Source organism: Actinoallomurus spadix (assembly GCF_024055725.1).
GTDB classification, from domain to species: Bacteria; Actinomycetota; Actinomycetes; order Streptosporangiales; family Streptosporangiaceae; genus Actinoallomurus; species Actinoallomurus spadix.
On sequence record NZ_JAMXMX010000015.1, the window covers coordinates 30,877 to 45,424 of the forward strand.

Genomic DNA, 14,548 nt, shown 5'->3' on the forward strand with positions numbered 1-14,548 from the left:
TCTTCCTTCCGGTCACGATCGGGCGGGGACCGTGGTCGAGGCCCGCACGATCAGCTGACATTCGAGGTCCCGGCGGAGATCCCCCGCGTCGGCGCCGGAGACGGTCAGGAGGTTCACGAGCAGGTCGACGGCCGCGCGACCGGCGCGTTCGTTCTGCATGGCGACGGTGGTCAGCGGCGGAGTGGCCATGCCCGCCATCGGGATGTCGTCGAAGCCGACGACGCTCATCTCCTCGGGCACCGCGACGCCCCGGTCGGCCAGCCGGGACATCACCCCCAGCGCCAGGAGGTCGTTGAAGGCGATGATCGCGGTGACGCCCTCGGCGATCACCAGGTCGGCGGCGTGCGGCCCCGCCTCGAAGCGCGGGGCGAAGGGCCCCAGCTCCACGATCTCCATGTCGTGCCGGGCGGCCTGGCGCAGGCCGCGCCTGCGCTCCCGGTTGGACCACGACGTCTTCGGACCGTTCAGGTACGCGACCCGGCGGTGGCCGAGCGCGGCGAGGTGGTCGATGGCCTGGCGCATCCCGCCCGCGGGCCCCATCAGGACCGCCGGGCTGTCGCGCACCTGGCGGTTGATGAAGACCAGCGAGGTCGTCCCCACCACCCGGTCGAGTTGGCTCGGGGTCATCCGCGACGAGCAGAGGATGACGCCGTCGACCTGCTTGGCCATGGCCTGGACGAGGGCCATCTCCTCGGCGGGATTCTCGTCGCAGTCCGCGAGGAAGACGGCGTAGTCCGCCTCGCGTGCCCTGGCCTGCACGCCCTTCAGCACGGTGGGGAAGAACGGGTTGGACAGGTCGGGAACGATCACGCCGAAGTTTCCGGTCTTGCCGGTGATCAGTCCCCGGGCGGCGCGGTTCGGGCGGTAGCCGAGCCGTTCCGCGGTCTGGAGCACGTGCTGCCGGGTCTCCTCCTTGACCAGGTCAGGAACGGTGAACGCCCGGGACACGGTCGATACCGACACTCCCGCCTCACGGGCGACGTCCTGGATGGTCACCGGCACCGCGACTCCTCAAGGGTCGGTTCGGATGCATGAAACTATGCAAACGTTTGCAGAGCCGGTCAATGTAACGTGCCGGGCATAAAGGTGTAACCAGCGCCCCGGGTCCCCGCGGTCGTCCGCTCAGTGGCCGGCGAGCAGGACCCGGGTGTTGTCCCAGCCCTCCAGGCCGGGATCCAGAAGAGAGACGTCGGCGGGCGCGCGCAGCCGGTGCCACCCCGGCGCGGAGCGTACGGCGCCCTGGACGCCGGCGGCCCGGCGCAGCCGGGCGGGGGCGTCGGCCGTGTCCAGGTCGACCCCGGCCAGCCAGGCGGGCGCGGGGAGCCGGGCCGCGAGCGCGACCAGCCCGCCGCCGGCCGCCGGGCAGACGGCCACCTGCCCGCTCCCGAGGGCGCGGAAGAGCTTGCCGAGGAGCAGGGCCGGCAGGTCCGGCGCGTCGGGCGCGACGACGGCCGCGTGTTCGGCGCCCAGCTCGTGAAGGGCGTGCAGCAGCGCGCCGAGGCCGGCGACCCGCAGGACGGGCGTGCCCGGCCAGGTGACGGCCTCGGCGTCGGGGTCGGGGCCGGGCAGCGCGAGCACCGGGGTGACGAGCTCCAGCCCCGCCACCACCTCATAGGTGTCCTCGAGCAGGGCGAGCCGGTACTCGTCGGGATCGATGCCCGGCGGCGCCGCCGTCGCCGCCCCCGCCAGGACGGCCGCGAACCGGCGCGTCACCTCGCGGAGTCCCCGCCCAGCAGCGGGTCCTCGTCGCGGGACGGGTCGCCGTCCAGCAGCGGGTCCTCCTCCCGGCGCGGGTCTCCGTCGAGCAGCGGTGCCCCGCCCCGGCCCGGCAGGTCGCCCGCGCCGGTGGCCCGCTCGCGCGGCCGATCACCGTCCGTCAGCGGCAGCCCGGCGGTCGCGGCCACGCCCTCCAGGTAGCCGCGGGCCCGCTCGGTCCGCGGATAACGGTTGACCAGATCCCAGAACAGCGGCCCGTGACCGGGCACGAGCAGATGGGTGAGCTCGTGCATGAGGACGTAGTCGACGACCCAGCCCGGCATCCCCCGCAACTGCGTGGACAGCCGGATCGTGCCGTCGTCGGGAGTGCACGAGCCCCAGCGGCTGCGCTGGTTGGTCACCCACCGGACACTGGCCGGGGCGGCACGGCCGTCGAGGTATCGCCGCGACAGCTCCCGCGCGCGGTCGTAGAGCGCGTCGTCGCTCGGGCGTCGGCGCCGCTCGCGAGCGGCCAGCCGCTTGAGGACCGTGTCGATCCACTCGCGCTCTTCGGCCGCGCTCAGCCCGGCGGGCACCATCACCACCGTCTTGTCGCCGTCGCGGCGGGCGGTGATCGTCCGCCGACGCCGGGAGCTGCGACGCACCTCTATCTCGCCTGTGGGGGGCACGGTAAGCACCGTACCGAAAACTTCGGTTTCTCCACAGGGGGTGAGTCGCGTCTTCGCTGGTAGAGACGGCGCTATTTCGCACGTCCCCAAGACTGTCCACATGCTTTGCGCAGGTTATCCACAGGACCGGAGTGGCCCGGCAGGTAGCCTGTTGCCCCAGACGCCCGGCGTTCAGGAGGCGGGCCACGGCCGCAGCCGACGTGAGAAGCACACACTCACCCGCTTACGTTGGTCACTACCCCCTTGCGGATGTGGCGCGGCAGGTCGCGCCAGACGCTCCACCGGGCCGTGTGGCACCCGCGGCGTGCCTCACCGAGAATAGGGTGACGTGCGGAACCGGCAGGCACGCCGCCTCGCGGATGATGTTGTGCTGGCTGCTGCTGAGAGCAGGTACTCATTGACTTCTCCCCCAGCCGAAGCAGGGGGATTCAACCCTCGCAGGTTGAGCTTTCTGCTTCACAGCCCGTTGCCGACCCGGCTAACCGGCGAGGGACGGATTGCCGCCCATCGGTCTTACACAAGCTCCACAGACGTGACTTCCCGCCAGCCCGGCGGTAGGCCCGGCGAGCTTGGTTATCGCCCACCGGAAGAGTCAAACTACCATCTGTCATCGAAGGTGCGCACAGGGATACGGGAACCCGTCGAGGTGGTTCTCCCACCTTCGCCCTGCTACGTAGGAGCCCGATCCTCCCCGCCTAAAAGCGGGGGTCTCCTCGGAGGTATCTGATGAGCGATCTCCCCCGCCGCGCTGTGACGCGGACCGCCAAGCTGGCCTCCCTCCCCATCGGCTTCGCCGGACGCACCGCCCTCGGTGTCGGGAAGCGCACCTTCGGCAGGCCCGCCGAACTCGTCGCCACCGAGATCCAGCAGCGCACCGCCGAGCAGCTGTTCAAGGTGCTCGGCGAGCTGAAGGGCGGCGCGATGAAGGTCGGCCAGATGCTGTCGATCTTCGAGGCGGCGCTGCCGCCCGAGGTCGCCGGCCCGTACCGCGCCACGCTCACCCGGCTGCAGGAGGCCGCCCCGCCGCTGCCCGCCGCGACGGTGCACAAGGTGCTGGCCGAGGGCCTGGGCGCCGACTGGCGCGACCACTTCGCCGAGTTCGACGACCGGCCGGCGGCCGCGGCCTCGATCGGCCAGGTGCACAAGGCCGTCTGGCACGACGGCCGCCCCGTGGCCGTCAAGGTCCAGTACCCCGGCGCCGGCAAGGCGCTGCTGAGCGACTTCAACCAGATGGCCCGGCTCGGCAAGCTGTTCGCGGTCCTCGCCCCGGGCCTGGACGTCAAGACGATGCTGGCCGAGCTGCGGCGCCGGATCGCCGAGGAGCTCGACTACACGATCGAGGCCGAGTCCCAGGCGACCTTCGCCGAGGCGTACGCCGACGACCCCGACTTCGTCATCCCCGACGTCGTCGCCCAGTCCGGGCACGTGCTCGTCACCGAATGGATCGACGGCACCCCGCTGTCGGCGATCATCAGCGACGGCACCCAGGAGGAACGCGACCACGCGGGGCTGCTGTACTGCCGGTTCCTGTTCTCCGGGCCCGCGCGGTGCGGCCTGCTGCACGCCGACCCGCACCCCGGCAACTTCCGGCTGCTCGACGACGGCCGGCTCGGCGTCATCGACTTCGGCGCCGTCGACCGCCTGCCCGGCGGCTTCCACCGGCGCATCGGCGTCCTCATGCGGATCGGCACGATGGGCGACATCGACCAGATCATGAAGGCGCTGCGCGAGGAGGACTTCATCCGCGAGGGCGTCGAGGTCGACCCCGACTCGCTGCACGCCTTCATCGGCCCGATCGCCGAGCCGCTCGTCGAGGAGACCTTCAAGTTCAGCCGGGAGTGGCTGCGCCAAGAGGCCGCCCGGGTGACCGACCTGCGCCCGACGAACGTCGTCCGGCAGCTCAACCTGCCGCCGTCGTACGTGCTGATCCACCGCGTCGTGGCCGCCGGCACCGGCGTGCTGTGCCAGCTCGAGGCCGAGGGCCGGTTCCGCGACGAGGCGCTGACCTGGGTCCCCGGCTTCGCCGACGACGACCCTGAGTTCGACGACTTCAACGATTTCGACGACCACACGGACGACCTCGCCGAGGACGAGACGCCCGGCGAGGACGAAGAGATCGCGAGCTGACCGCCGCCCACGGGCACCCCAGCCGGGATGAGATCGCGCACTGTTCGAGGCGATCTCAATTCGCAGGCTCGACCTTTCCCTCGACCACTGCGGCGGTCGCGGTAAGTCCGGCGCCGACACTGATGAGCAGATGGAACTGGCCCGGGCGGGGAAGCTCGAACTCGGCCAGATTGGCGAGGAGGTCGCCCGCACCGAGATGTCCGGTCTCCTCGCCGGGCACGACGACCTTGCTGCGGAGCGGCCGAGGCAGCGCCGCGGTGAGCAGGTGCCGGACCGTTGTCCTACCGACTCGGGAGGAGCGGACCAGGGCGATGCGGGAATCGTCCGGGGCCAGGTTCGCCTGCGAGAGCACGCGGGTGACCACATCGGCAACGCACTGTCGGATTCCACGAGTCACGGACGCGTCACCCCAAGCGGTCGTCGTGCCGTCCTCGGGAGACAGCGGTGCGAACGGGTCGCGTCCGGGATAGCGCAGCTCCAGCCCAGGATCACCCACCGACGTGATCGCACGAAGCACGCACGGTCCGGAGCCGCGGGTGAGCACCACCGAGGCTGCGCCGTCGCCCAAAGGCGGCGTGCTGAGCCACCGATCATAGGGAAGCTCACGGAAACTGTCGGATGTGACTGCTACCGCTGTGCGCACTGCGGGATCGGTGACCAGACTCCGCGCCACCAGTTCCAGGGCCGCCGCGCCGCCGTTGGACATCTGCCGAACGCCGAACGCGGCACCGGACCGCACCCCCACCAGTTGCGCCAACCGATTCGGCGCAAGGCGCTCGTCCCGCTCGAACAGCCAGCCGTAGGCCAGCAGATCTACACTGGACGGGTCGACCTTCGCCCGGGCGAGCGCCGAAGTGATGGTTCTGGCGGCGAGTTCCGACGACGTCTCATCCGGCGCACACACCCGCAGGGCCTGAATGCCCTCGGCCCGTACTACGGCCGGTGTGACCGAACCGCGGGCGAGCGCCTGTTCGGCGGAGTCCCGTTCGAGCGGCAGGCACAGCGCACTTCCCGCGATCGCGACCGGTTCGACCAACCTCATCGCAGCGCGACCTCCACGCTTACGGGGCGCCGGTCGCCCAGCACACCCTCCCAGACCGTCTCCTCCAGCGGTCGCACCAGCCGAGCCGTGGGAAAGCGGTCGAGGAACGCGGGCACTGCGACCTGTGCCTGGAGTCGTGCCACGGCGGCGCCCATGCAGTAGTGCGGTCCCTGACCGAAACTGAGGTGGCCGGCCGGCCCGGAGCGGTCCGGGACGATTCGGTCACCTCCGGCGAACACGCGGGGATCGCGGTTGGCCGCGGCGAGCAGCACCATCACCGCGTCGCCCCGGTCGATGCGGGTTCCCGCGATCTCCAGGGGTTCACGCGCGAACCGCCAACTGCTGAAGGAGACCGGAGGTTGATAACGCAATGCCTCCTCCACGGCGCACTCCACCGAGCCTGACGCGACGGTAAAGCGAAAGTCCTGGTCACACAGCGCCAACGCACAGGCCACCGCGATCAGTGTCACGGGTGGACTCGATGCGCCGAGCAGGACCGATCCCACCATGGACACCGCCTCCCGGCGCCGGATCCGCCGCGCACGCAGCGCGCCGACGATCACGGACAACAGGTCGTCGTCCCCGGCATCCTCGTGCTCGCGGACGCTGACGAACTCCGCGAGCGCTTCGCTCATCTCCAGGTACGCGCTCCGCATCTCCGGCTCCTCCGGGTGACGAGGGCCGAGCAGCAGCCGGCAGCAGGCCATGGCCGCCGCGCAGGCGTCCTCCGCGACACCGAGCAGACGAGCGATCACGACGGTGTTGAGCGGCTCGGCGAAGTCGGTGACCAGGTCGATGTGTTCTTCGTCGGCAAGCCTGTCCAGCAGCACCTTCACCGCGGCGGTGACCATAGGCCTCTTGTCCATGAGCGCACGGGTGGCCAGGTGCGGTCCGAGCACGCCGCGCAGCCGGGCGTGCGTCTCGCCATCGGTGTTGAGCAGTTGGCGGCCCGAGACCAGCGTCACGTCCTCCGGCCACCGAGTACGACCCAGTCCCGCCGCGGTTCCCGGCAGATTGAAAGGATCTTTGACCAGGCGTTCATCGGACAGTGCCGCTCGTCCCTCCGCATGGCCCGTGATCACCCATAGCGGAATGTCACCCGGCGCGAGAACCTGTCGCACCGGGCCGGATCGCGAGAGTTCGCGGAAGCGATCCGGATATGGACGGGCGTGGTAATTCGCGTCGACGAGCGGGGCAGGTGCGCCCGGGTGCTCAGCCGTCATTGCCGGCCCCTTTCAGCTTGCCGGCGACAACGGCGCAGACGTCACCGACGGTGCGGACCCGGAAGATCGCCTCGTCGTCCAGTTCGACTCCGAGGCGGTCTTCGATGTCGACGAGCGCCCTGACCATTGCGATCGAAGCGGCCCCGGGCAGCTCCAGCAATTCGGACTCAGGAGTGATCACGTGAGTGTCGGAATCGAGGCCCAGCGCCGAGCACAGGGAGTCCCGGACGGCGGCGAACACGGTGGGGGACACGGGGAACTCCGTTCTTCGGTGATTCTTCAGTGGCCCGAGACCACTACGGCGGCGACGGTCCCCCCGGCGGCCACGCTGACCAGCAGGTGATGCTCGCCGGGACCTGGCGGCGGCTCCTCGGCGAGGTCGGCCAGCAGGCCGCCCGCACCGAGGTACCCGGCCGAGGCCCGGGTGGATCTCACCCGGTCTCGGAGGCCGTCGAGCAGACCGCTGCACACCATGCCGCGTAGGGCGCTGTCCCCGGCACCGGGCACCAGGACCGCGCTGAGCCTGGGATCCCGGTCCGTCAGGCTCGCTTCACCCAGTGCCTGGGCGACCGCCGAGCAGACGGCAGCGCGGACTTCTCGCGTGGCTTCCGGGCGGGCAGCCGAATCCTGCCGTCCTTCGCGGAGCGTCATGACGGAGTCGCGGTCGAGGTGAGACGACTCCGGGCAGGGGGCGGCGACGGAAACGATCGAGGCGATGGTGCGCCGTCCGGGCCCACGGGTAACTACGATCGCGGTACCACCACCAGCCGGTGGGGAGTGGCCTTGGCACGGGTCATGAGGTCGGAGGCCATCGCCGGTCGCGGCCACCGTGGTCGTCCAGTCCGGTTCCGTGACCAGCCAGAGCACCGACTCGCGCAATGCGGCCACGCCGCTGTTGGCCATCTGCTGTACACCCAACGCGACACAGCGGTTCGCGCCCAACAGCCGTGCCACCCGGTGCGGTGGGGTCCATACGTGCTCCCCCTGGTGGGACACCCAGCCGTACGCCAAACCGTCCACTTCGGCCGGAGAGCGCCTCGCGTCGGCCAGAGCACCGACGGCGGCGTACACCGCCATCTCAGGTCCCGTGAGGTCACCGGACGCGGTCGACGATCCGACGCCCGCGACCTCGGGGCCACTCAGCACACCACGCGAAGAGGCGTTCTCGCTTCTGCCGACCGTCGGTGGCCGCCAGACCCTGGCGCCGGCGATGGCGATGGGAACATCGATTCGCATGTCTCTCCATCGGTTTCGAGATACCGCGGCACCGCACCGATTCACGGCTTCACCAGTTCGCGGAGGTAGCGGGCAGTGAGGGCGCGTTGCCACTTGCCGCTGGTGGTGCGAGGCAGGGTGTTGCGCGGCACGACGTGGACATCGACGGCACCGAGGTCGAGCCGCGAGGACACCAGGGCCCGCAGCCGGACGGACAGATCGGCCGCCGTGGCGAGATCGTCCGTTTCCGCCACCACGACCACTCGTTCGCGGTCGTGGTCGGCTACTGCGACACAACGGCCGTGGCCTCCGGGCATGCCCGCCCTGACCACGTCCTCGACATCCTCGGCGAAGAAGTTCCGACCGGCCACGATGACCATGTCCTTGGCGCGGCCCGCGATGTAAAGTTCGCCGTCCAGCCGGACACCCAGGTCGCCGGTATGCAGCCAGCCGCCACGCAGCAGCGGCCCGGCGGGGCTGCCCGGCGTGTCGAAGTAGCCGTCAGCCAGCGACGGTCCGCGCAATACGATCTCGCCGACTTCGCCGTCCAGTACGTCACGCCCGTGCTCGTCGCGAAGTCGAAGTTCCATGTCGGGGACGGCATGACCGACGCAGACCAGCCCGGTGCCGTGGTCCGTGCCTTCTGGCACAACGACGGCACGGCGATGCTGGGCCAGCGATTCCCGGTCCAGCCACGCTACCTTAGGAGGTGTACCCGGTTGGGGGCAGGCGACGGACATGACGGCCTCCGCCATCCCGTAGACCGGCAGCATTGCCGTGGCCGCCAGGCCGGCAGGCCCCAGCGCTCGGGCGATGTCATTCACCGTCCCCGGTTTCACCGGCTCGCCACCGTTGAGGGCCAATCGCCACGAGCTCAGATCGAGCCCACCCAGCAGGCTGTTGTCGGAGTAAGCGGCAGCGATCCTGTCGTAGGCGAAGTTGGGGCCGCCGAAGACGGTTGCCCGGCAGGCACTGACGTGCTCGATGACCTCCCGTGGACGACGGATGAAGCGCCACGCACTGAACAAGTGGTGCTCGTAGCCCTGCCATATGCCGAACAACAGGGTAATCAGCCCAAAGTCGTGGAAAAGCGGTACCCAGGAGACGACGATGTCGTCCGGATTCACCGTGCTCGCCACCGCTGTCGCGGCGAAGCAGGCGAGCACCGCCCGATGGGAGAGCACCACGCCTTTGGGGCGGGCAGTGCTGCCGGAGGTGAACTGCACGATCGCCGGCGATGTCGGCCGCACCACCGACGAAGCCGGTCGGACGGCGGCCGGTGCGCAGTCGCGAACGGCCAGGACAGCGAGGTCCGGTCGCAACGCGTGAAGCTCCCGCGCGATCTCCTCGTATGCCTCGGCCACGAGCAAGTGGCGCACACCGTCGAGCATCGGAGCCAGGCCGGCCGCCACGGCACTCGGGGCCGCGGGCACCGGCGGCACGGGAATCACGGTGACCGCACCACCTGCCGCCCACACGCCGAACGCGGCGGGAAGAAATTCCGGTACCGAGCCGATGAGCAGACCGACAAGTACTCCGTCGGCCACCCCCAAGCGTCCGAGCGAGTCTGCGACGCCCCACGCTCGTTCGGGAATCTCGCGGTGCAGCAGGCGCTCACCGGTCTCGGGGAACACCAGTTGCGTGCCCCCACGATCGTCATCGAGGTGGTCGATCAGCTCAGCGAGGGTTCGCACCGTTGACCGACCAGGATGCACTGAGTTGCTACCACCCACGCTGAATCACCTTCCACCGCCAGAGCGCAACGCGAAGAATGGAGACTCATGCATAGCAGGTTTTGCGCGTGACCTCATCTCAGATTTTGGACAACCAGTTATGCGACTTGTGGCAGCATCGCCGATGTCCAGCTCAGACCATCCCCACAAGCGGCCGGAGATGGCCGCCTGAACCATGAAAGATGACGCCGGCCATGGACCCGCAGCACCGGGACGTTCGGCCGGTCGGCCGCCCGCACTGCTACGGCGACCGAAAACCGACCGATCCAGCCGCCGGCTTCGTCGGGGGGGCGATCCGCGGAACGCGGGAGCCGGCACCACTTCCCTGATACAGCGAAAATAGGTACAGTCCGTAACGCGCAGTGTCAGCCCGGAGCCGGAACCTTCACGGGCTCACCGACCACTACGTGCACAGCTTCATTCGAGGTGCCGTGTGGGTGGCTGAATTCGACGCGACGCGTGACGCGCGCACCGCTATCCTCCTGGCGACGTTGCAGAACCCCGGGCTGCGCACCCAATCAGCGGTTCGAAATTCCTTCCCGTCACCGAGTGAGGCCGGTAGGTGACGGTCGCACCTCGATCATGTCCGTGGCCGCAGCCTGTCGGTGCAGCCACGGGTACATGCACGGAGCCATCCTGCGAGGCAGCCGCCTACCAGTAGACGGGATCCAGTCGGCCCTCGATGGACCGGATGTTCTCCCGGCTGCAGCGATCGCACAGGTAGACCGGGCCCCGCTCGGTGAGCTCGGTCATCCAGCCCAGCGGCGCCTCAGCAGTTGCTCCACACGACGAACAGCTGACCATCCCCGCCCCCCTCCATCCGACTTCCCCCCAGCATCCCTGATCCCCAGGACACGCGGAAGCCGAACGCGCCATGGGAGAGCCACGCCACACAATCCGCTTCGCGGCGCGCAACTGCGGCAGCGCACCCTGCTCCGCCGGCCGGGTGAGCAGCAGGCCGCCCCAGGCCATGAACCTCCCGAACCGGCCACGATGCTCCCAGGCACGCGGCGTCAGAGGTCATGCTGGTGTTCACCACCGAGCCGGGCGGCATCGACGCCGACCGGCAGCAGCTCCTGGCGTCCTTGCACGCGACCCGCTCGGCGCGCGCCTGCGAGCACCCTTCCCAGCACGCGTGGAACGCCCGGCCGGATGGATCCGGCCGGGCGTTCCACGGGTGCTCCCAGCTCAAGCCGGTTGAGCATCGAGTCGCGACGGCCCCCGCATCCGTCGTGATGCGGGGGCCCGTCTTCTCGTAGGGCGCGTCGGCGGTTCGCGTCGGCGGTTCGCGTCAGCGCGTGGTCAGGAGGCGCCGGAGGCGGACCGCGGTCACCTCGGCGTCGCGCCGGGCCCGCCGCATGGCGCGGACCTGGGCGGCGTCGCGGCGGCGCGTGGCCACCCGCTCGGCGTCCCGTATTCGTTCCTGGGACAGTTCGATGCTGAGCAAGCTCATCTCTCGCTCTTTCTCCATGTCGATGCGAAGTTCCGGGCGGTGCGTCATGCCGCCACCACGTCGGCGTTCTTGCGGGGACGACCCCGCGGCCGCTTCCGGGGTACGACGACGCCCCTTACGAACAGCTCCCCGCCCCAGACGCCCCAGGGCTCCCGGCGCTCCTTGGCCCCGGCGAGGCAGGACCGCCGGACCGGGCACTCGGCGCACAGCGCCTTGGCCAGCTCGACGTCCTGCGGCGACTCGGCGAAGAAAAGCTCAGGCTCGGTCCGGCAGGGAAGATCCAGGTTCTCGCTGATCGCGGTCAGCGCGAGTCCCACGGTCTCCACCCCTTTCTTGATGTGGTCTCGTTGGCTCGGACGGTCTGGCCAAACAAAAAGGCCGCGGTTCCCGGGTCGGGATCCGCGGCCTGGAGGCCTGCTCGGAGCTATTGCTCCGGTGGTCTCCAGGGGTACGGACCCACTCCGGCGCGCTTCTCAGCAGCGCCCTTGACCTGGGCATTCGTCTGGGTAGCCGGGAACATCCCAAGGACATGCCACGTCTGCAGATCGGCGCCGCCGGGTCGCACACGTCCGCCTTCGACGGACGCATACCGGGACTCGAGGCTCGACAGGGACGTGGCCACAACGGTGGAGCCGCTGGCGGACACCATCGCCGGACGCGCGCAGGCGGCCGCCCAGGTCGTGGGAATCAGCGTGTTCCTCACCGGACTGCCACCTCCACTCATCCGATCGAGGCTCCGCGGAGCGGAGCCGTTCAAGTGCTCGCGAGAAGCGTACGTTCGCCCGCAGGATCGGGGCAACGTATTTTCTACCTGCGACTTCTTATTTTTCTCGTGCCGTCTTCGCCGCCACTCCGCGTTGCCGGGCGGCCTCGTAGAGGAAGATCGTCGCCGCGGACGCGGCGTTGAGCGAACTCGCCGCCCCGACGATCGGGATTCGGACGACCTCGTCACAGGCCGCCGTCCAGGCGCCGCTCATCCCGCGGGTCTCGTTGCCGATGACGAGCAGCGCCGGGCCGCGCAGGTCGCTGTCGCCGACGTCCACGGTGCCGGTCTCGTCCGTTCCGACGATCCGCAGGGCCTTCTCCCGCGCCCAGTCGATCACCGTACGGGGCGCCGGCACCCGTACGACCGGCACGGCGAACAGCGACCCCGTGCTGGCGCGCACGGACTTGGGATCGTACGGGTCGGCGGCGTGCCCGGTCACGATGACCCCCGAGGCCCCGAATGCGTCGGCGGATCGGACGACCGTGCCGATGTTGCCCGGCTCGGCGGCCCGGTCGAAGACGACGACGGGCCCGTCCGGCGTGATGCGCGCCAGGTCGTCCGGCGGCAGCTCCGCGACGGCCACCAGCTCGGCGTCCTCCTTGCCGGCCAGCTCGTCCAGCAGCTCCGGCGCCATCGCGACCCGCTCGGCCGCCGTCTCGTCCAGCACGCCCTGCGCCCAGGACGACAGCCGCCGCCCGTGCGCGTACAGCAGGGCGCGGATCGGGCGGCCGTGCGCGATGGCGAGCGTGATCGGCCGCACCCCCTGCACGACGAACTCTCCCGACCGCTGCCGTTTGGTCCGGTTGGTGAGCAGCGCCGCCCACTGCTGGAAGCGCGCGTTCCGCGTAGTGATCCGCATCAGTCGGTCACCGTACAGCCACGGCGGCGCCGAGCCCGCCCCACCGCCACGGGCAGGAGACGACCCAGCCGACCTGAAACCAGACAAATCTTGACATTATTGGACATTTCCTCCTCTCCGCGCCAGACACCCTGACAGAACCTCACCCGCTGTCGCCGCCCAACCGAACAACATTCTTCTGCTGGGAGTCTGGACAAAAATCGCTATTGCGGACGACCATGTACCCGTCCGATGTATCGAGCAGGATTCGGCCTCCGCACCAATGCGGCCTCCTGACCTCCTCGCGCTTTCGGCTCCGAAGGGCCATGCCCCAGCCACTCGAGGGGACCGGCGGGAAACAGGGCGTCAGCCGGCCTGATCGGCATCCGCCTGCACAGAGATGGTCACGCACAGAACAATGACCGGCCGAAGCCCGAACCCCTCCGCTCCCGTCGGAGTCAACTACTGGACCGAGAGCTTCCTCTCGATGGACGCCGTGGCCCCTCAGGCCGCCGACCCGTATTTCGGATTCCTGCTCCGGGGCACCGGCCGCGCGCCGGACCTGGAGGACCTCCGTGAGCGGATCGCGCGCAGCCTGCCGGCCCTACCCGCGCTGACGCACCGTCCGAGCACGACGGAAGGCCGCCTCCGCTGGACCTCCGACGAGGCCTTCGACATCCGACGCCATGTGCGGACCTGCCCCCGGCTCGACGAAGACCTGAGTCCGGCGCAGCAACTGATCCCCGCCACGGAGCCGGAGCGGCCGCTTTGGGGCATCTGGCTCGACCCGGGCCTCCACGACGGACGGTGGGAGCTCTACTTCCTGACCCACCACGCGGTTCAAGACGCCACCGGCGTCCTGCGCACGCTGCGGATACTCCTCTGCGAAGATCCGGCCGACCTGCCTGGCCAACCCCCTGAGCCCGGCGCGCGCCCCTCCCTTCTCCACGCCGTGCGGGCGATGGCCGTCCTGGCTCCGCAGGTCCTCTCCAGCTACCTTCCCACCGCCGGGTGGGACCCCATCGACCAGGTCAAGGGACGGCGACGACGATTCGCGTATGCGCAGGTGCCCACCGCAACGCTGCGCACCGTGGCCGACCGGTACGGCGCCAGCGTCACCCAGGTCCATCTCGCCGCCATGACGTCGGCGCTCCGGGCCCTGGACGCCCAGGCGGGCTCGTCCTCGACGCGACACCGCCCGTTGCACGTCTGCCTTCCCCTGGACACCCGGCAGCCGGGCCGGCGGGAAGACGCCGTCGGCAACCACCTCGGACTGGACCGCATCCCCCTCCCCTGGGACCGGTCCTCACCGGCCCAGCAGCTCAGAGCGATCACCCGCACCGTCGGCAGATCGAAGATCCGGCGGCACAAGCGAGCCTGGGAGGACGTGGTGGCCGCCGGTCCTCACTCGCTCCTCGGTCGCCTGCACATGCGGGTCGCCCACCCGGCCCGCACCAGGCTCACCATCTCCGGAGTGAACGTCCCGGACGCGCTCACCTGCCTCGGCGCGCCGGTGACCGAGCTCATCCCGCTGCCATGGATGCCTCCCGGCCACGCATGCTTCACGCTCATGGCGACCTATGACGGGAGGACCACGCTCTCCGTGCTGACAGACGAGGACGCGATCGCTCCCGAAATCCTCACGGCGCGATGGCTCCAGGCCGTCGACGAACTGCACGCGGCGCCGCTCAGTGACTCTCGCTTCTGAGAACCCGGCCTGGCGGGTGGACGACTGGCATCGAATCCTAGAAACGGATTGCCGATGAC

13 protein-coding genes and 1 pseudogene are annotated in these 14,548 nt (G+C 69.9%); 3 read left to right on the forward strand and 11 right to left on the reverse strand.

Going from position 1 to position 14,548, the window contains the following annotated elements; genetic code table 11:
* Positions 1–12: 12 nt before the first annotated feature.
* From NE235_RS22440 to NE235_RS22450, 3 genes and pseudogenes are all read right to left on the reverse strand, one after another.
* Positions 13–1,002 carry a LacI family DNA-binding transcriptional regulator gene (locus NE235_RS22440; RefSeq protein ID WP_252806116.1) on the reverse strand — a complete coding sequence of 330 codons (990 nt, stop codon included), beginning with the start codon at positions 1,000–1,002 and terminating at the stop codon, positions 13–15.
* Between the two features lie 120 nt (positions 1,003–1,122).
* Positions 1,123–1,713 (reverse strand): glycosyltransferase family protein, encoded by a 591-nt coding sequence (locus NE235_RS22445; RefSeq protein ID WP_252806118.1) that lies wholly within the window; start codon positions 1,711–1,713, stop codon positions 1,123–1,125.
* A 146-nt stretch (positions 1,714–1,859) separates the two neighbouring features.
* A pseudogene (locus tag NE235_RS22450) lies at positions 1,860–2,330 on the reverse strand (M48 metallopeptidase family protein); the annotation flags it as partial.
* 780 nt (positions 2,331–3,110) lie between these two features.
* Between NE235_RS22450 and NE235_RS22455 the strand changes: the two are divergent.
* Positions 3,111–4,511: an ABC1 kinase family protein gene (locus NE235_RS22455; protein WP_252806120.1), complete on the forward strand. Its 1,401-nt coding sequence runs from the start codon at positions 3,111–3,113 to the stop codon at positions 4,509–4,511.
* Between the two features lie 55 nt (positions 4,512–4,566).
* Here NE235_RS22455 and NE235_RS22460 read toward each other — a convergent pair whose 3' ends face one another.
* Genes NE235_RS22460 through NE235_RS22480 form a run of 5 tightly spaced genes read right to left on the reverse strand, consistent with a single transcriptional unit; the run spans position 4,567 to position 9,724 of the window.
* Complete coding sequence (locus tag NE235_RS22460; RefSeq protein WP_252806122.1) at positions 4,567–5,553, reverse strand: ketoacyl-ACP synthase III family protein; 987 nt, start codon at positions 5,551–5,553, stop codon at positions 4,567–4,569.
* On the reverse strand, positions 5,550–6,776 hold the full coding sequence (locus NE235_RS22465; RefSeq protein ID WP_252806124.1) for a cytochrome P450: 1,227 nt from the start codon (positions 6,774–6,776) through the stop codon (positions 5,550–5,552). Before NE235_RS22465 ends, NE235_RS22460 begins: the two co-directional genes overlap by 4 nt.
* On the reverse strand, positions 6,766–7,029 hold the full coding sequence (locus NE235_RS22470) for an acyl carrier protein (RefSeq protein WP_252806126.1): 264 nt from the start codon (positions 7,027–7,029) through the stop codon (positions 6,766–6,768). The genes NE235_RS22465 and NE235_RS22470 overlap by 11 nt, the downstream gene beginning before the upstream one ends.
* Before the next feature lie 26 nt (positions 7,030–7,055).
* The gene (locus tag NE235_RS22475) at positions 7,056–8,012 is read right to left on the reverse strand and encodes a beta-ketoacyl-[acyl-carrier-protein] synthase family protein (RefSeq protein WP_252806128.1); all 957 of its coding nucleotides are present in this window, start codon (positions 8,010–8,012) and stop codon (positions 7,056–7,058) included.
* 41 nt (positions 8,013–8,053) lie between these two features.
* The gene (locus tag NE235_RS22480; protein ID WP_252806130.1) at positions 8,054–9,724 is read right to left on the reverse strand and encodes an AMP-binding protein; all 1,671 of its coding nucleotides are present in this window, start codon (positions 9,722–9,724) and stop codon (positions 8,054–8,056) included.
* Positions 9,725–10,752: 1,028 nt separating this feature from the next.
* Between NE235_RS22480 and NE235_RS22485 the strand changes: the two genes are divergently transcribed.
* Positions 10,753–10,983: a hypothetical protein gene (locus NE235_RS22485; RefSeq protein ID WP_252806132.1), complete on the forward strand. Its 231-nt coding sequence runs from the start codon at positions 10,753–10,755 to the stop codon at positions 10,981–10,983.
* A 32-nt stretch (positions 10,984–11,015) separates the two neighbouring features.
* Here NE235_RS22485 and NE235_RS22490 read toward each other — a convergent pair whose 3' ends face one another.
* The 3 genes from NE235_RS22490 to NE235_RS22500 form a co-directional block, all read right to left on the reverse strand.
* A complete protein-coding gene (locus NE235_RS22490) occupies positions 11,016–11,177 on the reverse strand; it encodes a hypothetical protein (RefSeq protein ID WP_252806133.1) in 162 nt (53 codons plus the stop codon).
* Positions 11,178–11,221: 44 nt separating this feature from the next.
* On the reverse strand, positions 11,222–11,494 hold the full coding sequence (locus tag NE235_RS22495; RefSeq protein ID WP_308206135.1) for a WhiB family transcriptional regulator: 273 nt from the start codon (positions 11,492–11,494) through the stop codon (positions 11,222–11,224).
* 504 nt (positions 11,495–11,998) lie between these two features.
* Positions 11,999–12,802, reverse strand: coding sequence for a TrmH family RNA methyltransferase (locus tag NE235_RS22500; RefSeq protein WP_252806138.1), 804 nt, complete (start codon positions 12,800–12,802; stop codon positions 11,999–12,001).
* Positions 12,803–13,199: 397 nt separating this feature from the next.
* Here NE235_RS22500 and NE235_RS22505 point away from each other — a divergent pair, with 397 nt between their 5' ends.
* Positions 13,200–14,489 (forward strand): wax ester/triacylglycerol synthase domain-containing protein, encoded by a 1,290-nt coding sequence (locus NE235_RS22505; RefSeq protein WP_252806140.1) that lies wholly within the window; start codon positions 13,200–13,202, stop codon positions 14,487–14,489.
* Positions 14,490–14,548 lie beyond the last annotated feature (59 nt).